Below are 19255 nucleotides of genomic sequence, written 5' to 3'. Positions count from 1 at the left end.
GGAGCAGGGGAGGTGCGGATCAGCCTCTGCGGTCGTGTTCGGTGACGAAGGTGAACCCCGGCGGTAGTTCGGCGCCGTCCGCCTTGCCTATCCATCGGCAGTGCGCCCGGTAGGCGGCCCGCTGTGCATCGCTCGGGTCCCATCCCGCGGGCAGACGCCTGAGGAAACCGCTGACGTGGTGGACGGCCACCGTCGACCTCGCCACCGGACCGGTGCGCGGCACCGAGGAGCGCGGTACCGCTCGTGGCGCGGGGTCGTACCCGACGATCGGAATGACCACCTCGCCCTCGCGCGCCGGGTGCCACGGAACACCGTCCGCATCCCGGCTGCCGATCGCTGAGAACAATCGGCCTTCGGTCAGTAGTCGGCTCAACTCCGCCTGGATCGACGTGCTTTGATGCTCGGTCGCGCCATCGCCGTACACCGTGCGCGGCAGCGCGGAACGGTCGAGGAGCGCGTGCCCGTCGGGAGTGAGACGGCCGCACCGGCGGACCGTCCGCAACACCAGGTCGCCGAGTCCCGCGCCGGAGGGTCGCCGTGCGGCCGGACCCGTTTCACGGATATGGATGTGAGCGTCGTACGCATGGGACACGAGCTCTCCGTCCACCTCCACCGGGACGTCGAGCTCGGATGTGGACAGACGGAACAAGCGGGCGCCACGGGTCCACTGGACGGTGATGAACAGGCCCGGAAAGAAGTCGAACGGCCAGCTGATTCCACTGAGTTCGCCGTGTTCGGTGGCAGTGTCGAGCATGGTCTCCTGTACTTCCTCGTCCGGCTCGAGGGTGCCTCCCGGGTGATGCAACTCCACGCGTGCGATCCGGTTTTCGTCGCACCCGGTCCGTAACACCTCGCGGACCAGAGGGCGCAGTGGAAGCGTCCCTTCGGTGAGGTGTTTGAGGCGTAGCGGGAACCGCCAGGTGACCTCGCTGTCGCCGATGCGGAGGTCTTGGGGACCGCCGAGGCGGGTGTCGTCCTCCAGCGGGTCGTCCAAGGGCTCGGGCTCAGGCGCAGGGGTGGGCGGTGCGCTGTGTTCCGCGGGCCGGGGGACCGACTCTGTCCATCCCCGTCCTGCCGGGGTCAGCGGATCGTCATCCTTCTCATCCGATCCGGGATGGTGCGAGCGCCAGATCCCTCCGCTCTCGAAGGCGTCGTCGAGTGAGACCCGGACGTCGGACTCCTCCAGAAGGCCTCCTTTGGCCGACCCGAGGTGCTGGGACATGGCGAGATTGACGCGGCACACGGTGACCGCGTATTCGGGGCCGTCGAGCAGCTCGCCCGCGTCACGGATAGAGGTCAGCCAGGGGGCCACCGCGGTGTACAGCGACCGTGGCCCTGTATCGGCCCGGCGGTGTCCCGGGCGCGGCAGCACGGCCCGCTCGAGTGATCCGGCCAAGGTGGCGAGATCGTGCCGGCCCAGCGCGCCGTCCCTGCCGAGCCCTTCGGCGACCCGGCGTCGTGGCAGGGCGTAAGACTGCCACGAGAGGAGCTCTTCGCTGCCGGCCAAGGCGTGCTCGATCACATCGAGTATGCCCTCCAGAGCCTGCTGGAGCCGACCGTCATCGGTGCTGCCCGCGAGGACGGCGAGCGGCACGGGAACGTGGGCGGCGAGGAGGGCCTCGCGCTGGCAGGTGAGCAGGTATGCGACGAAGGCGGCGCGGTCGCTGCGCGCTGCCTCATCCGCGGAGGCGTACCGGATGTCCGTGAGGAGATGTCCGTGCCGGTTCAGCCACTTGTCCTGACGGCACAGTGCGCTCAACTTGGCGTCTGTGGGCTGCAGTCCGAAAAGTGTCAGGTCCGGCACCAGGAGCTCCCGTCGGACGGCGGGTCCGCCCGCGCCGGGCCGATACTCCGGTGCGGGCAGCCTCGGGTCCGTGGCACCGGCCGGTGCACCCGACAGCCAGGCGGGTACGTCGTCCGCCTCCTCGGCGGCGGGGTGCCGCCCTTCGCGATAGACGATCTCTGCGTACAGCAGCGTGTTGCAGTCCCCGGTGTCGATGCGCACCAGCGCCCCCACGGGGAGCGGCGGACTCTCGCCGCGAAGCCTGAGCTCGGGAAAGGTGTCGGGATCCAGGGGGATTCGCCCGTACCTCTCGCCCCCGGTCTCGTAACCGAAGTAGGCCGCGTTGAAGGCCACCGCGGTGTGCAGCGGGCCCTCGCGTTCCGCGGCGACGGCTTCCAGGTACTGCCGCAGGCGTCGGAGGTCTTGTGGGGGCGTGGTGTCCGGGCCGCCGGTCATGGCGGCGGTCAGCAGCGGTTCCTCTTCGTACGGTTGCCAGACCGGCGTGTGCGTCGCAGGTCCGGGACGGGGCACGGTCATGGTCGGTTCCCCCTTCGGGTGGTCTCGTCGGTCCTCGCAGGCGTGCTCGCGCGCAGCGCGCGCCAGCGTCGTTGTCCGGCTTCCTCGGCGGCCCCGCGCTCGGCAAGCCGGGCCAGGCTCGCGTCGACCTCCCTGGGCGTCAGGTCGGCACGGCCGCCGAAGTGCCGGCTGTCCCGGAGAGCCCTCGGCAGCTGGACGACCGTGCCGGAGCCGGGCTGAAAGGCGCTCTCGTCACCGCGCAGGGCGTGCAGGAGACGCCGGGGGTGGATGCCTTGGGGCTGTAGCTGGAGCAGCCGGTACACCTGGAGGTCGACGCGCTGGTTCCGCAGGGCAGTGTCGCTGCCGCCTCCCAGGTGGGGGCGGGGGCTGCCGAAGGCGTGGGCGACGGCGGGGCGGCGGTCGGCGGTGGGCCATCGGCCGGATTCCCAGCACGCCGAGCAGCGGCGGCCCGCCCAGGTGCAGCAGCCCTCCGGAAGATCGGGGACACCGAAGTAGTCCGCGAAGAGGCGCTGGGCGCATGTGGTGGGCGCGTCGAAGAAGGCACGCAGAACGGCGATCTCCTGGTCCGCGCGGGCACTACGCCGGCCGAGCAGTTCGAGATATCCCGGAGGGAGGTCTTTGTGGAGGACGCGCAGGCCGGTCACGAGGCGGCGGCTGGGGGCGGCCGACACGTCGAGCAGGCCGCGGTCGTGCAGGTCGGCGAGGAGTTCCCAGGTGGCAGCAGGGGAGTCGGCCAGTGACCGGTAGCCGGGGTCGCCTTCGGCGAGGGCACGGTCGAGGAGGCGTACGTCGGTGCGTGCCGGATTCACGCTGCCGAGCACGGTGTCGATCACATGGCCCTCGTCGGTGCGGTCGGCCTTCCCGTTGACTCCGTGGCGGACCGGGTCGCTGCTCGGGCCGAGCTCCCCGGGACGGACCGCGCACACCGGCGGATAGTCGCCAAGATCCTGCACCGCGCCGAGGTCGGCGAGCGTGCTGAAGGCGCGCAGCACACCGCTCCGGTAGCGGTCCTGGGTGTGCTGATCACGCAGATCGGATTCGGACAGCACGCCGGCGGCCGCGTCCTGGGCCATGAGCCGACCGGCGAGTTCGGCCGGATCGAAGCTGCCCCCGTCCTGCGCGAGAACGAGCCTGCCCATCCTCCTCAGGAGTCCGGGCCCGGCTTCGGCGGCGGTCATGAAGCGGACCAGGCGCAGTCCGCGGTCGCTGGCGAGTGCGAGTCCCGTGTTGGACGGTCCGTCACCGGTACCGTCCCGCTGCGCGTGGTCCCGTCCCGCGCGTCCGATCTGCTGGTACAGCGCGGCCAGGTCGGTCGGTGGCGAAACACAGAACACGGTGCGTATGTCGTCCCGGTTGATGCCGAGGCCGAAGGCGGACGTGGCGACGGTGACCACGGGCGCGAACCCTTCGTCCCCCTCGCGCGGTGCGTCCCGGAACTCGTTCATCACCGCGGACTTCTCCGCTTCGGTGAGCCTCCCGTGGTAGCGCAGCACACGGACCCCGGCGTCACCGACGTACTCGCGCAGGTGTGTATAGAGCGTGGTGACCTCCTTGACTGTGAGGCAGTAGAAGATCGCGTGCCCGTCGAGGGCGTCCGTCACCCGCTCCACCAGCCCGGCCGTGCCGCCCGGCCCCAGCCTCCCCAACGACCGCCGGTGTATGGCGAGTTCCGGCCGGACAGGGTTCTCGCGCACCGTCACCAGGCTGCCCTGAACCCCCGCCCGCCCGGCCTCGGCCTGCTCGGCCGTCGACCCGGGCGCGGGAATGTCCCCCGGCAGCCGGAAGAGTCCCTCGCGCAGCGCCGCGTGCACGGTCCGGTTCGCGGTCGCGGTGACCGCGGTCACGCCGAGCCCGTGGTCGCGGCGCAGCTCGTCCAGGAACCGGCTGACCCGGCGCATGCTGGGGCGGAAGTCCTCCCACTGGGCCAAGGTGTGTGCCTCGTCGACGGCGATTCGGGTGACCCGGCACGCCGCGACGGCCTGTCGTACGACTTCACGGAACCGCCGCTGGCACAGCCGTTCCGGACTGATGTAGACGAGCCGGATGCCGTGGTCGTGCCGGCCGCCGAGCTGGTCGGCGACCTCGGTCTTGCCGGTTCTGCTGCTGGACTCCCGCATCGGAGAGACGAGCGCGCGGACCGCCCCGCCGATCGAGCGGTTCAGTTCCAGCGCCTGGTCGTGCATGAGTGCAACGAGCGGGCTGACGACGAGAGTTACTCCCGGAAGCACCAGTGCGGGAAGCTGGAAGGTGAAGCTCTTGCCGAACCCGGTGGGCAGCAGTCCGAGCGCGTTGCGTCCCTCGGCCACGGCGGTGATGACGGCCCGTTGGCCCCGCCGCAGCGGTACCGGCTCGTCAGTGAGCCGCAGCAGCCCGGCCACTTGCTCGCAGCGGTCGAGCACTTCCTCGGTGAGCCGTCCTTCCTCCCGTAGCTTCACGGCCTCGGGGGCGGTGAGTGCGAGGTTGCGGATCCGGCGGGTGTGCGGCAGCAGCGCCTGCTCGTCCAGCGCGGCAGCGGTGCACAGGTCCTCGGCGCGCGACGGCGGAATGACGCCCTGGGCCGCGAGAAAGGCCCAGATGCGACGCCATCCCTCGGCCATGGGCACGACGTTGCCGCCGACGGGATCGCCGGTGTCGGGGCAGGGCCTGACAAGCCCCTCGTCGAGACTCCCGAGGAACGCGCGGCGGTACGAGCGGCGCAGTGCGCTGTGCCCGGCGAGCTTTCGGTCGCTGATGACGATCACACCCCGGTGCCGGCCGGAGCGGATGAGCCGGCCGACCGCCTGGCGCAGTTGCAGGGCGGCGAGCGGCAGGTAGTACTGCTCGGTCGCGGCCCCTTCCGGGTCGGGGTGGCCTGCTGTGGCGGCACGCTCGCGGACGGCGGAACGGCGGGCCTCGATCAGGGGCGCCGCGAACGGCGCGAAGGGAAGCTTGTTGATCCAGACGAGACGGATCCGGTCCTCGTCCGCCACATCGACGCCTTGCCACAGCCCTTTGGTCCCCACGAGGAAGCCGCCGCCGTTCTCCGGGTCGGTGAACTCCGTGTAGGCGCGGCCGTTCCCGAGGGGCAGTGCCTCCACGACGGGTGTGTCCAGGTCACGGGTGCGCAGCTCTCGCTGGAGGTGGCTGCCGATCCCTGCGGCGGTCGCGCGCGCCGTGGTGAGCACCAGGCCCCCGCCGTCGTGTCCCCGGCCGTCGTGCCGCGGCCGGACGGTCTCCCTGGCGAATCCCGCGAGCTGGTGGGCGACCGTGCGCAGCGCACCCTCCTGCTGTTCGGCCCAGGAGGGGAAGTCGGCGAAACAGACGAGCTCGGCCTGGGCGCCGAGGTCGAAGGGCGAAGGCAGCGCGAGGGCGGGCATGTCCGGTGCCAGGCCGAGCCGGTCCCGCACGAAGTCCCAGGCGCCGGACACCCGCAGGGTCGCCGAGACGTAGGCCACGCGGTCGAAGGAGGCGAGGAACCTGCGCCACTCCGGGTCGGCCGGCAGGTCGACGGGACTGCCGGCGATGCGGAAGCGGTACGCGCGCAGGTCGACGGCGGGTTCGGCGAGCTCCTCCAGGTAGACGACGCGTGAGGGCGGTTCGCCGTCGAGGGCGGCCGCCTGGTCGAGTAGGCGGTCCACGTCGTTGGTGATGCGGTCCACGGCGGTCAGCACGGTGTCGGTGTGCGCGACGAGGCCGCGGATCCGCTCGCGTTCCAGAACGTCGAGCGTGGCCGCGTGCTCCACGGCGTACTGCTCAGTCGTGTTCCGGCAGACGGCGGCGGCCTTGGCGATACGTGCGAGCAGCCGGGCCATGTCGCGTGCCCCGCGGCTGCCGGCGGTGCCGGTGTACGGGCCTGCGAGCGTTGCCGCCCGGCTGCCGACCCGGGCGCCGACACCGCGGCCATGGGCGTCGAACGCACGGGCCGCCATCCGTGGCAGCCGTTCGTCGTCGAGGAGCCGGTCGAGCTCCGCGAGGGCCTGGGTTGCCCGGTCCCGGCCGGCGCCGGGACGTGCCTCCGACAAGCATCCGCGGTAGTCGGCGAGCAGGGATTCCAGATCCTGGTGGTCCACGCTCACGGTCAGGGCCGAGGTGGCGGCGTTCTCCAACTCGTGTGCTTCGTCGAGGACAAGGAGGGTGCGGGATCCGAGCGCACGCAGATCGTCCACGTGGGATACCGCGAGTGCGTGGTTGGCGAGGACCAGCCGGTGCCCTTGGAGTGCTTCGCGCACGGAGTCGGTGTGCGCGGCGAGCGGATTGGCTGCGGTGGGGGCGAGGTCGCCGTCCCGCTGGGAGAGGGACTCCAGCCAGAGCGGCAGGGCGCGGCCCGCGTACTGGCCGAAGAAGGCGGGCAGATCGACCGGGTCGACGGAGCGCGCGGTCCAGGATAGCGGGGGCTCGGGCGAGGCGAGAAGTCGGAGCGCCAGGTAGACGGCGAGCTCCCGGTAGCGCGGGTCGCCACCGAAACGGGCCCGGCCGCGCCGCGCCGGCTGCGGCGGCCGGCCCTTCCCTCGCGGCGCACGCGCCGGGGCTCCTGTCCTCCGGGTGGATTCGGCGAGTACGGCGGTGAGGGCGGCGAGTGACAGCCTGCTGCGTTGGCCCTTGACCAGGTCGGTGACGCCGAGCAGCCGGGGCAGCGCTTGGCGGAGTGCCAGCAGGTCACCGGCGAGTTGGTTCTGCAACTGCTTGGTGTACGTCGCGATGACGGCCGTGCGGCGGTCGTCTCCTGCGAGCCAGTCCAGGGCCGCCGCGAGCACCGCGAAGCTCTTTCCGGTGCCGGTGGGCGCCTCGATCAGACCGCACACGCCACGGTCGGCCCACGCGTGGAGCGTTGTGGTCATCTGCTGTTGTGCGGGGCGTGGTTCGACCTGCTCGTCGCGCACCGCGCGGGCGATCGCGGTGGGGTCGACCCGGCCGTCGGCGCCACGTAACGAGTCCGGAACCGTCACGGCGGCACGCCCCGCGGACTGCCGTGCGTCACAACGCCGGGGCGTGCGCGGCGCGAGGCCGTCGCCGAGCAGCTCGGCGACCTGGCTCGCGTCCCAGGTCAACGGTGTGCGCTCGACGGACCGGTGGCCGTGGGCCAGCTCGCGCAGCAGCCGCCATCCTGTCGAGTCGGGGCAGCTGTCGGCGATGAGGTCCGACCACTCGGGACCGAGCCCGGCGAAGCGTGCGGCTGCTCGTTCCAGGAGCGCCGTGAGGAGCCGGGCGTCGCCGAGGGCGGTGTGCGCGCGGCCGGCTCCGACCGGTTGCGGGGCCAGGTCCTGGAGGCGGTGCGAAGGCGCGGTGGGCCACAGGGCGTGCGCGAGATAGAGCGAGTCGACGGTGCGGAGGCCCGCCAGCGGATCGGGGACACCGGCCGCCTCTGCCGCCTCCCGGACGACGGCGAAGTCGAGCCCCGTGCCGTTGTGCGCGACGACGGCGTCCGCGTCCGCCACCCACGCGCGTAACTCCGCCCAGGCCTGCGCCGGTTCGATGCCGTACCGCTCCACGTCCGCCCTGACGCGCGGCTCACGGAGCGCGTCGGCGGCCCCGGGAATCCGCAGGAACCGCTGCCGGTCGGGCTCCGCCCGCACCCAGGCCTCGTCCGTGCCGGTGCGCACCACGGCGATCTCGTAGACCTGCCGTTCCACGTACGGCTCTTCGGCCGTCGTGCGCACGAGGCTCTCGATGTCCAGGGCGACAGCGCGCAGTGGTGCGCCGTCGGGCCGCCGCGCCTGCGGTTCCGGTGCAGCTTCCGTGCCTGGCGTCGCTTCCTTTCCCGGCGTCGCTTTCGTACTCACCGACGCGGGCTCAGGCGCCGGGGCCGACCGATACCGCGCGCCCGTCCGTACGAGGAGACCGGCCCCGACCGCTTCCGCGAGCAGCGGTCCCAGGCGTCCTTCGGGAAACCTGGGGTATCGCCGCTTGACGATCGCGGCCATCGTGTCCTGGTCGAGTCCGCTCTCGTGCTCTCCCACCAGCGCCACGATTTTCCGTGCCGCCGCCGAGACTCTCGCTTCTTCGCGCACCGCCCCGCCCTTCCCCACTGGAGAGTCGATGCTCCCCGCCCGCACACATCTGCTCGTCACCGTCGCCCTGTCGCTTCCGCATCGATATCGGTGCAGGTCACTCCGGCGACGGGACCCCCCCGGCGACATCCTCGGTCACATGGTGTCGCCATGTCCGGCATTCAACGATCCGGACCCTTTGCCCCTGTCAGCCCGGGGGCATCGGCAAGCGCTTCAGGACCTGTCTTCGCTGGAGCTCCCGGATGTGATCGGTGGCCAGCCGGACCGCCCAGTGTAGGAGGGCAGAGGGCGTGTGGGGCGCCAGCTGGCGGAATTGACTGTGAACTCTGTCAATGACGAAGCCGCGGTATGATGCCTCCGCTACGCTGCGGCCGTTCCGCGCCAGGCCTGGCCGGAAATCGACTACCCGCTCGGAGAGTTCCATGACAGACCCGCTCGACGTACCCGTCACTCTGGCGGAAATCGCGCGTATCGCGGGAGTCGGCCGGGCGGCGGTCAGTAACTGGCGGCGTCGCCACGCCACCTTCCCCGATCCGGTCGGCGGGACGGACGCCGGCCCGCTGTTCTCCCTCTCCGGCATCGAGCGATGGCTTCAGGAGCAGGGGAAGATCGAACGGGTCGGGCCGCTCGACCGGCTGTGGCCGCAGTACGAGGTCCTGGGCGACCGTACGGTGATGGGCGCGGCTCTCGCGGAGGCCGGGGTAAGGGTGCTGGCTGGGACCAGACTGGGGGATCGGCCGGTTCCTGAGGTCGCAGCCCTTACGGGCGACGCGGTCCGGGTGGTGGAGGCCACGGTCGAGACGGCCCGGAGTGAAGGCGGACAGGAGACCTTCGCCTTCTTGCTCTCGCGCTGGCTCGACGTACATGTACGCCAGGTCAGCACCACGCCGGATGCCCTTGCGCGATTGATGGCGGACATCGCCCTGGAGGTGAGCTGCAACGGGGGCGGTGATGCCGGGCCTGTCACGGTCCTCGATCCCGCGTGCGGCACCGGTGGACTCCTCCTGGCTGCGGCCGACCTGCTGAACGGGCGTGAGGTAGCACTCTGGGGGGTCGACCGCGATCCGACGCTCGCGGCACTGGCCGCGGTGCGGGTGGGATTTGCCCTAGGGGACGGAGGCGGAGACAGGGATGGAGCCGGCGCCACTGATCGGCGCGGCTCTGTCGCCCGGCCGGGCGCTGCGGCGGAGTACACCAGGCCTATCACGGCCGGCGACTCGATCCGGGACGACCCTTACGCCCAGGTGCGCGCCGACATCGTCCTGTGCAATCCGCCCTTCAATGAACGCGACTGGGGCCACGAGGAGTTGGCCACCGACTCGCGCTGGTCCTACGGCCTCCCGCCACGGACCGAGCCCGAACTCGCCTGGATCGAGCACGTACTCGCCCGGCTCGCACCTGGCGGTGTCGCGGTGGTCCTCGTGCCTCCGGCCGTGGCCTCCCGCCGGGCGGGGCGACGTATCCGCGGTGCGTTGCTGCGGACCGGCGCCCTGCGCACGGTGGTGGCCCTGCCCCCCGGAGCAGCCCAACCCCACAGTGTCTCCCTCCAGTTGTGGGTCCTCTGCGCTCCCGATGGCGGAGGCGGACCGGCCGAGCGCGTGCTCATGGTGGATGCCGCCGCCACGCCGGGGGCGGCCGGCGGCGCTCAGGGCATCGACTGGACGTGGCTGAGCGGCCGGGTTCTCGACGCCGTCCGCTCCCATCGCTGGTACGAGGGTCGGACCGGCCGGGAGCCGGCGGAACTTCCCGAGCGCTGCGCCTCCGTATCCGTGATGGAACTCCTCGACGAGCAGACCGACCTCACGCCAGCCCGGTACGTGCCGGAGTCGGCCGAGCAGGCCCAGGCCGGGCTGCATGACTCGTGGGGGCGCCTCGACGGCCTGCTCAACGAGGCGCGCAGCCGGTCCAGGTCACTCGCGAAGATCGGCCTGCCGACGGCAGGCAGGGGCGTGAACACCGTTACGGTCGCCGAGCTGGATCGTGCACGCGCACTTCGGCTGAGGGCGGGCCAGACGCCGCCGGGCGAGGTGTCGCAAGGCGAGGCCCCACCTGGTGCGGTGCCTGTCCTCAACGTCTCCGATCTGGTCCTGAACGGTGCGCCGGGCGGGTGGCTGCCCGAGGACGCGGTGGCGGCGGGCGTGCGGGCAGGCAAGCTCACCCTGGCGGACCCCGGAGACATCGTGGTGGTCGGTGTGGAACGCGCCTACCGTGTGTGGGTTCAGGCGGAATCCCCCCTCGTGCTGGGCTCGCAGCTGAACGCACTGCGCCCGGACCAGGACATCCTCGACCCGTGGTTCCTCGCCGGATGCCTTCGCGCTCCCGCGAACATGCGGCAGGCCGGGACCCACACCTCCAGTTCGGCCCGGATCGACGTCCGCAAGCTCCAGATCCTGCAGCTCGCGCTGCCTGAGCAGAAGCGCTACGGCACCGCGTTCCGTGAACTCCTCGCTCTGGAGGAAGCACTCCGCTCCGTGGCCGCGGCCGGAGAGGAAGTCGTCCGGGGGCTCGGCGACGGGCTCGCGGCAGGGCGATGGGGCCCCGCCGCCTCGTAACCTCGGCCAGGCCCCACCGGTCCGCGAGCGGCCTGACGGGTCTGCCTCACAGACTCCGGAGCAACTCGTCCACCTGGCTGCCGAATTCGAGCTGCCTGAGTTCGAAGGCGACCTCACGGCAACGGACCTCAAGGCGTCGGGCGTACGGAACGGGAAGCTCAGGGCGCTCGGCAAGCGCGCCGATCACATGGGCCAGCGCTTCCAGTGCCGGGAACGGGTCGCCGAAAGGCATCTGGCATTCCGCCGCTCCGAGAGTGCCCTCCAAACGGTCCGCCAGATCTTCCGGAGCCTCGCCGTCCCGGGGCGGACGCGCCATGCGCTCGTACAGCTCGACTGCCTTCCGGTAGCGCCCCACGACACGCATGCCGTCTGCGGCGACCCGAAGTGCCGCGCGGGTGGCCTGGTCGGAGGCGCCCCAGTCGCGTCTGGCTGCGGGCAGCAGCTCGACGAGTGCGTCCAGGGCGCCCTTCGGCTCTCCGGAGTCGGTCTCCGCGCGGGCCCGCGCGACGGCCTCGTCGAAGGTGCGGCGACTGAGAAAGGCGGCACGCCGCCGACGGGCGGAAGCCGCTGGCCTCGGGGATCCGGGAGCCGTCGGCCGCTCGTACTGCGCGTCGTCCGGCAGGCGGAGTGGCCGGGTGGGGTCCGGTTCGAGCCGGGGATCCGGGGCGGGATCGCCGGGACGCGGCGCGTACCGGCGCAGCACTTCGGCGACCTCGCGTGCGTCCGCGGGCCGGTCCTCGGGACGCTTCGCGAGCAGTCGCAGGACGAGCTCCTCGAGCTCGTCCGGGAGGTGCCCGACATGGCAGGTGGGGGGAAGCGGCAGGTCGTGCACGTGCTGGTCCGTCAGCCGGTCCCCGGAGAACGGCATGTGGCCGGTCAGTAGGTGGTACAGGACGCAGCCGAAGGCGTACAGGTCGGTCTTCGGGGTGATCTGGCGTTCCAGGAGCTGTTCCGGGGCCTGGTAGTGCCGGCTGCCCACCGTGGAACCGTGCCGGGTGTAGTCGGTGACGCCCGGCCAGAGCGGCTTGGCGATGCCGAAGTCGATGAGAACGACGATGCCGTACTCATCGATGATCAAGTTGTACGGCTTGAGGTCGCGATGCACCACCGGCAGATCGTGGGCACAGGCCAGAGCGTCGGCGATCTGGACGCCGATGGCGGCGCAGGCCCCGACGGTGAGGGTGTACTGGTCCATGAAGTCGTTCAGCGCCTTGCCCTCGACAAGCCGCATCACGAGGTAGGGATCGCCGTGGTCGACGCCCTGGTCGTACAGCTCGGGGATGCCGCGGTGGCGCAGCTGTCCGAGGAGCGCGCCCTCCCGGCGGAAGCGTCCCCGCGCATGATCGAGCTCGGAGTGAATCTCGTCGTCCGTCGAAGCTGCCGCCGAATCGCCGTTGGTACGGAGGAACTTGACGGCGACCTCCCGCCCGCTGCGCCCGTCCTTCGTGCGCCAGACATGGGCCATGCCGCCGCTGCCCAGGTGCTCGATCAGCTCGTACCGGCCGCCCAGTACGTAGCCCTTCTGCATACCCGCCCCTTGCCTCTGAAGCGTCCCGTGTCCGCTGTCCCGACACGGGGACACGGCGCGCGTCTGCTCTTCCCTCCGGTGGGTCGTCCACCGACTGCGCCTCAGTGTAGAGCGCGCGGATGGAATTTCGTGAGTGGACTCAGTTCACACATGCCTTGTGGCATGCTGGGTGTGCCGAGAGCCTCGCTGCGTCGTTCGTGAGGCTCCGCTTCGGCATTCGATGCGCGTCCCGCTCAGACCGTTCGGGGGAGTACATGACCGACTGGCACCGTCCCGCAGGAACCGATGGAGATATCCGGCTGGTCCGTACGAATCTGGCCGCGGCGCGCCTGGATCCCCGTGACTGCCCCACGGGCCGCAGCAGTCAGTTGCGGCCCATGCTGATTGCGGACCCGGAGCCGGCGGAACTCCCTGAAAAGCTCCAGGACTTCACGCTCAAGGTCATGATGGATGCGCTCGACCTGATCGAGCACGGCCGCCGGGGTCTGGACGAGGTGATCGAGGAACTCCGGCGTACGAACGGCACGTTCGGCCTGTACCGGCGGCGTGTAGCACATCCGGTTCTCGTGGATTGGTCGATCGCGGCAGTCCGGAGCTATGTCGCGGCCCGCGCCGTCGACCAGCGGGCGCGGCAGGTGGCAGGACTCCCGGTGACTTTCCCGGTCCGGGACACCTGGGCCGTCGGCGCGGACCCCGGAACGGTCGACGCCCTGGGAGCGGACACCTACGAGATGACGGCCTGGGGGCGGCGCTATGCGGCGCTCGACGGCTCGGTCCGTGATCTGTGGCTCCTCTCCTTCGGAGCCGCGAAGGACGACCGCCCGGAGTCGGAGAAGGCCACCGCCGCGTTCGTGGCCGCGCGTGGCAGGCCAGCGAAGGTGGGATGGCGGAAGCGATCCGCCCCGGTGCCGGCCGGCACGCTTCATCCGGGTCGCGTCACGCCTCCCCAACGCGTGCGGGTCATCGAGTTCGGCTGCGGTGACGGCATACACCGTGATCTCCTCGACTGGGGCCGTGACGAGGTGCAACGGCGTTTCAGCGATGCGGGACGGCCCGCACTCAGGCAGGCCATCGGCGGCACCAGAGTTCTCGCCGGATCCAGCTGCGTCGACTGCAAGGCCCTGTCCGGGTGCGAAACACTGCCGCGCACTCCGGGACTGATCGGGATCGCACCGCCCGAACCACGCCGAGCCCGCCGTAGCCTCTCGGTCACTGATCTGCGCGCCTACCGCGACTGCCCGGCGAAGTACCACGCCACTCGGCAGCTCAAGATCCGTTCCACCAGGCCCGAGAGCGCGGAGGTGCGGCGCGGGCGCGTGGTCGACAGCGTCCTGAACCAGCGGCACGGCGCCGCCCCGTACCGGAGCTGCGACGGAATTCCGGGACCGGTGGACTCCTCGTCCTGGGGAGCGGACGGCATCCACCTCACCGGTCCAGAGGCCGTCGACGGAGCGGCCATGCTCGAACAGCACGGGTACGTCTGCCCCTTGGACGGACTCGGGCAGGGGGAAGAGGTCCGGGTTCAGCATCAGGTGACCTGCTACGACCGCGAGCTCGACCTCATCCTGATCGCCACCCCCGACGTGCTGTACACGCGTCGCGGCGGATGGATGTGGCGTGAGACGAAGACCGCGAGCCGGTACCTCTACGAGGGCGAACCCCTGATGGCCAGGTACCCGCAGCTCGCACTCGGCGTGCTCATGCTCGCCGCGGGCGCCCTGGACGGTGACCTGTCGCGCTCGCGCGTCGAACTCGAACTGCTCCACACCGACGACGTGACGTTCGAGGAGCTGGATCCCTCCCGGCCAGGGACCGTCGACAAAGCACGTGAAGTGATAGCAACCCTCGCCCAGCCGTGGGCACACGACCAGAACTACCCCGCGACCCCCGGCCGACCGTGTGTGACCTGCGAGGCCCTCGACTGGTGCCACGCGGGGACCGCATACCTGGCGGAGAAGCAGAAGGAGTCCGTATGACCGCCTCGCACCACACCCAGGACGGCAACTGGCTCGACTTCCCCGACGTGCGGCTCGTCCACACCCTCGCGGGCGCCGTGATCCAGCTCGCGGACCTGGGGCCGCTCACCTCATTCAGCCTCCCGTACCCGGCCGAGGCGCAGCGTGCCCTGGACCAGACCGTTCTCACCTGCCTGCTGCGAGGCGTCGAAGGCGTTCCCCGCAGCCTGCCGGAGCTGCTGTTCTGGTGTCACAGCCGCCCGTTGGAGGACTGGCCGCTCGATCTGCCCCCGGACGCCTTCGGCCCCGGAGACTTCCTGGTCGACCCCGACGCGCTCGTCCCCACCCAGCTGTGCCACGAATGGTGGATCCGGGCCAAGGACGCGGGCGCGGCCCACTTCGACCGCCAGGTCATCCACACGGCGATGCACCTCTGCCGCAAGGCGTCCTCGCCCGAGTCCTACACAGCCTTCCGCAGGCTTCTCGTGGACCAACCGGTGCTCACCGGAGCGCAGAGGTTCGAGGTCGACACGGACCTGTTCCTCGCACCTCTCCGGGAGCTCGTGGACCAGTGCTACGCACCTGTGCCCGCCGCCTGTGAGCGTGCCGGCGCCTACGCCACCTGCGGACGCTGCCTGACGCTCCTGACCCCCGTGGGGAAGGACGGCTGGTGGTGTGAGCGCGACCGGTGCCGTCGTCGTGGCGCGCCCCCGCACGGACGCGTGTTCAGTGGGGCCGACGCCGGTGGTCTTCTTCACCTGCGTCGCCCGCTCCGCCAGTTCGTCACCAGCCCGGGACGAGCCGAGGTGGAACTGGCCACCCGGCTCGGTGAGTTGGGGCTCGAGGTCCAGCTCTGGCCCGGATTCGATGCGTACGACCTTCGCGTCACCTTCCCGGACGGTCACGTGTGGGCCCTCGACGTCAAGGACTGGAAGCACCCCGGACTGCTCGGCCGCGCGGCGAAACCCGTCCGCGCGGAGCCGCCCTTCGACGAGGCGTGCTGGGTGGTGCCGAGAGAACAGGCCGACGCGCACCGGGACTATCTCGGCACGTATCGGCGTAACCGGCCCGCCGACGCGGGCGCGCTACCCCTGCACACCGACGACCGGATCGTGGCCCTCGCCGGGGCCCGGCTCCGTGGATCGGCCGGCCCTCAACTGAAGGACCCCAACCCGACGAACGGAGGACCCCGTGCGTGACGCCAGCGGGTGGTACCGGAAACTCGCCAAGTCCCTGGAACCGCTCTGGCCCCCGGAGCACAAGGACGTCAAGCCCTCCCTGCTCTGCCAGGTGGAACTCGGCCTCTACCTCATGGAAGGGCTCGACCCGGCGCGCGACGCCACCGGCGTGTACACCCTGCTCGGCGGCTACCCCTTCGCCACCGCCGCGGGTATCGCGACCACCCCGGCACAGCAGGCCCGTATCGACGCCGCACGCCATCTGCTGTGGAAGCTGCGCCGCCGCCGCATGTGGCACCAGTGCCTGTCGACGTACGCACGACTCGACGAACGACTGCGCGCCTACCGCCTTCCCGAAGGAGGAGGACCGCCCCGGCGAGTCGAACCGACCGTCGCCGCTGACCGGTTCGCCACGTATGAGCGGGCCCTGTCCCAGCTGCCCGGCTTCGCCCGCCGGCCGCTGCCACTGGCTCCGGCGGGACAGGCCCGGTTCACCGAACGGCAACGCCCCGCCTCCGTGAACATCCCCGAACAGCTCTGCTTCCCGCCCGCCACCGGCCACGACCTGACCGCCGTTCCGAGTACCGCGGGGCGCACACTCGACATCCCGGTCGCCGAACTCGCCGAAACCGCACACTGGATGGAGGAGCAGGAGACAGCACACGACCTGCCGTCGGGAAACTGGGTGCAGCGACTCGACGACCTGCACCTCGACGCACTCACCGCCGACGGCCTCCGCTTCGAGGCAACGGATGTGCTACGCCTGGAGCAACTGCTGCATCTGGTCGGCATGGTAGGTGCGGGCAAGACGACCTTGATGATCCTCGTCGCGGCCTGGGGAGCGCGGAAGGGGCTGCGCACAACCCTGGTCGTAGGAGATGTCGCGGAGCAGCTCACCCTCGTGCGCCGGATCCGCGATATCGGCCTGAGTGCCGCACCCGTCGTCGGCGGCACCACCCGGGAACAGCACGCTTCCCGGCTGCACCGCCGGCTCGCCGGACGAGGGCAGGAGTCGCTGCTCCAGCACGACGACGAGGCCTTCGACGACTTGAGCACGGTCTGCGTCCTGGACGCACAGCGTGGCCTCGAAGCGGCCGCACCGCTGCGGTACGTGGACGCGCCGTGCACGGAACTGCGGCCGGTGAAGAAGACGGATCGCATCGTCGAGGATGTCCCACTGCCGGTGTACCGGCACGAGCCGGCCGAGGCACAGAACCCCGCGGCGGCTGCGGACGTCGCCACCGAGGAGACCGCGGGCTTCCACGGGTGCCCGGTGTGGAACGTCTGCCCGCGGCACACCACCGACCGTGACATGGTCGACGCGCTGATCTGGGTGGCCAATCCGGCCAGCCTGGTGCAGAGCTCCGTGCCGCACCACCTCAACGCCGAACGTCTCCGACGCCTCGAACTGGCCTGCCTGCGCAGCGACATCATCGTGGTCGACGAGGCCGACCGCGTACAGATGCAGCTCGACACCGCCTTCGCCCCGTCCGCGACCCTGGTCACGCGCGGCATGGACTCCTGGGTCGACCGGATCGGTATCCACAAGATCGGCGAATTGGCCCGGCAGGGACGTATCCCGCTCACCGCACGCGATGTCGAGAACTGGTCGGCAGCCCTCGACCTGGTCCACATCGCCGCCAACCGGCTCTACCGCATGCTGATCACCGAAGCCGATCTCCGGGAGTGGGCGGACATCGAGTACTTCAGCGCGTGGACCCTCCAGGAGAAGCTGCTGAACGAGTGGTACCCCCGGCTGCGGGCCGACGGTTCCCTGCCCGACGGGATCCGGTTCGAGTCCGAGGTGTACGAGGCGACCGGCGACGCCGACGACCCGGTCGTCTCCGGCGCCGATGCCGGAGCGGAGAGTTGGTCCGCCCGGCGGGACCAACTGACCGCCTCCCTCGATGCCTTCCGCGACGACCCGCTCGGTGACCGCGGACCGCACCAGGGGCTCACCGACACACTGGTACGCAGAACAGCCGAACTCCTGCACAACCTGGATCCGGCGGCGGCCAGGGACCGTGTCCGGGACGTAGTGGACTCCTTGCTCGACGGATCGCCACTGCTCGACGGCACTCTCCGGCAGCGTCCGCTCCGCCCTGGGCAGCGTGAGCGGGACGCCCTGGACGTCTGGGGCACACAGCCCTGGAGGGAACGGGCCGCCCAGCGGCTGGAATTCACGCTCGTCCTCGCCGCACTCCATCAGCGCCTCGAGCGGGTCACCTTCCTCTGGCCGCAGGTGGAAGCCGCCCTGCACCTGGACACCGCCGACAACGAACTGTCCCGCCGGCCGCCTCTGGATTACGCCCCCGTAGTGCCGGAGGCTCCGATGGGCAACGTCCTCGGATTCCAGTACCTGCCCGAGGACCCCGAACGAGGCCCGGACGGCGATGAGCACCGCAGTGGCACGCTGCGCTTCTTCCGCTGTGCCGGTGTCGGCCGCGAACTCCTGCTCAATCTCCCCTCGTTGGGCGCGGACGCGGGTGCGGGGCGCCCCGGCCCGCACGTCCTGCTGATGTCGGGCACCAGCTGGGCGGGCACCTCGACCCGCGCCCATGTGATGGTGCCGGTCACGGCAGTTCTCAAGCCGCATCGCCAGGCCGTCGACTCGATTCGCCGTACCACATTCAGGACCCGGTTCCTCTACGACGCGGAGGGGGCGCCGCTCACGCTCTCCGGGGCGAAACCAGAGGCACGCACGGGGGTTCTGGCACAGATGGTCACCCAGTTGGGAAAGGCTTCGCCCGGAGGGTCCTCGATTCTTGACCAGGAGCTGCGGCGGATCGAGGACGGCGCGCGACATCGAGCGCTGCTGCTCGTCGGCAGCTACCACGACGCGCGGATCGCTGCCGACCTGCTCCAAGGAATGCGGCGCTGGGAGGGGAAGGTCCGAGTTCTGGCTTCTGACAAGGCCGACCTCGACCCCGAGAGCGCCGGTGACAGCGCCTCGACCGGAAGTGCCGGCAACGCTTCCGCCGTGCGTCGGGGCGACCTCGCCGCGTTCGCCGAGGACCAGGATGCCGAGGTCCTCGTCGCCCCGCTGATGGCCATCGAACGCGGGCACAACATCCTCAACAGCAGCCACAAGGCGGCTTTCGGGACTGTGCTCTTCCTGGCCCGACCTCACCCCCGCCCCGACGATCTGTCACTGGCCGTCTTCGCTATCAACGACTGGGTCACCCGATGCGTCCGGGACCAGCCGCGCCTCCAGGCCGGAACTTTCAGCAAACTCGTGGCCGATGCCCCCGACTTGGATGCCGCCGGACTCTCCTTCCGCCACGCCGCCCGCTCCGAATGGCGCAGACTGCTGTCCCGTCGCTACGTCTACTCGCAACTCAGCGACGAGGAGAAGATCTCCTTCGCCTGGGACCAGCTCGTCACCATCTGGCAGGTCATCGGGCGCCTGGTGCGAGGCGGTGTGCCCGCGCGTGTGCTGTTCGTCGACGCGGCCTTTGCCCCGGGCCTGGCCGAGGCCGGTGCCCCGTCCGACGTACTACGACCTTCTCGCCGGCGGACCGATGACGGTCTGCTCATCAAACTCCGTGATGTCCTCGCGCCGTACTTCGACGAAGACACCGCGTCGGAGTCCTTCGCGCACCGGTCCGATCCCGCCCTGGTTCGCACGCTCTACCACCCGCTCTACGACGCCCTGTGCGGACTGAGCTCCGGGGACTGAGCTTCGGAGACGGACTCTCCCTCCGCGCACTCGCCGACCTCTTCATCCGAGAATCA

The 19255-nt window shown here is 70.8% G+C and carries 7 protein-coding genes; 4 read left to right on the top strand and 3 right to left on the bottom strand.

Translation table 11 applies throughout. The annotated features are described in order from the left end of the window. Nucleotides 1-19: 19 nt before the first annotated feature. Together OHA73_RS05090 and OHA73_RS05085 are read right to left on the bottom strand one after the other, a co-directional pair. Nucleotides 20-2320: a hypothetical protein gene (locus OHA73_RS05090; RefSeq protein ID WP_327654340.1), complete on the bottom strand. Its 2301-nt coding sequence runs from the start codon at nt 2318-2320 to the stop codon at nt 20-22. Beyond that, nucleotides 2317-8256: a DEAD/DEAH box helicase gene (locus OHA73_RS05085; RefSeq protein WP_327654339.1), complete on the bottom strand. Its 5940-nt coding sequence runs from the start codon at nt 8254-8256 to the stop codon at nt 2317-2319. Before OHA73_RS05085 ends, OHA73_RS05090 begins: the two co-directional genes overlap by 4 nt. 473 nt (nt 8257-8729) lie before the next feature. On the opposite strand from OHA73_RS05085, the gene OHA73_RS05080 reads away from it, so the two are divergent. Then, on the top strand, nt 8730-10859 hold the full coding sequence (locus OHA73_RS05080; protein WP_327654338.1) for an N-6 DNA methylase: 2130 nt from the start codon (nt 8730-8732) through the stop codon (nt 10857-10859). A gap of 46 nt (nt 10860-10905) precedes the next feature. Here OHA73_RS05080 and OHA73_RS05075 read toward each other — a convergent pair whose 3' ends face one another. After that, entirely contained in the window at nt 10906-12387 is a 1482-nt protein-coding gene (locus OHA73_RS05075; RefSeq protein ID WP_327654337.1) for a serine/threonine-protein kinase, read from the bottom strand. 254 nt (nt 12388-12641) lie between these two features. Here OHA73_RS05075 and OHA73_RS05070 point away from each other — a divergent pair, with 254 nt between their 5' ends. From OHA73_RS05070 to OHA73_RS05060, 3 genes are read left to right on the top strand one after another with little or no spacing between them, the layout of a single operon-like run. Continuing rightward, nucleotides 12642-14363: a PD-(D/E)XK nuclease family protein gene (locus OHA73_RS05070; RefSeq protein WP_327654336.1), complete on the top strand. Its 1722-nt coding sequence runs from the start codon at nt 12642-12644 to the stop codon at nt 14361-14363. Continuing rightward, nucleotides 14360-15541 (top strand): restriction endonuclease-related protein, encoded by a 1182-nt coding sequence (locus OHA73_RS05065; protein ID WP_327654335.1) that lies wholly within the window; start codon nt 14360-14362, stop codon nt 15539-15541. The genes OHA73_RS05070 and OHA73_RS05065 overlap by 4 nt, the downstream gene beginning before the upstream one ends. Continuing rightward, nucleotides 15534-19199: a hypothetical protein gene (locus tag OHA73_RS05060; protein ID WP_327654334.1), complete on the top strand. Its 3666-nt coding sequence runs from the start codon at nt 15534-15536 to the stop codon at nt 19197-19199. The genes OHA73_RS05065 and OHA73_RS05060 overlap by 8 nt, the downstream gene beginning before the upstream one ends. Nucleotides 19200-19255 lie beyond the last annotated feature (56 nt).

Origin of the sequence: Streptomyces sp. NBC_00483 (assembly GCF_036013745.1) — a bacterium.
Classification (GTDB): Bacteria; Actinomycetota; Actinomycetes; order Streptomycetales; family Streptomycetaceae; genus Streptomyces.
Note: the sequence above shows the minus strand (reverse complement) of the source record. Positions and strands in the feature narration are given on the sequence as shown.

What these genes read in the sequence shown, in the direction of transcription:
- OHA73_RS05070 (WP_327654336.1), top strand. Translation starts at nt 12,642, where the DNA reads ATGACCGACTGGCACCGTCCCGCAGGAACCGATGGAGATATCCGGCTG.
- OHA73_RS05065 (WP_327654335.1), top strand. Translation starts at nt 14,360, where the DNA reads ATGACCGCCTCGCACCACACCCAGGACGGCAACTGGCTCGACTTCCCC.
- OHA73_RS05080 (WP_327654338.1), top strand. Translation starts at nt 8,730, where the DNA reads ATGACAGACCCGCTCGACGTACCCGTCACTCTGGCGGAAATCGCGCGT.
- OHA73_RS05090 (WP_327654340.1), bottom strand. Translation starts at nt 2,320, where the DNA reads ATGACCGTGCCCCGTCCCGGACCTGCGACGCACACGCCGGTCTGGCAA.
- OHA73_RS05075 (WP_327654337.1), bottom strand. Translation starts at nt 12,387, where the DNA reads ATGCAGAAGGGCTACGTACTGGGCGGCCGGTACGAGCTGATCGAGCAC.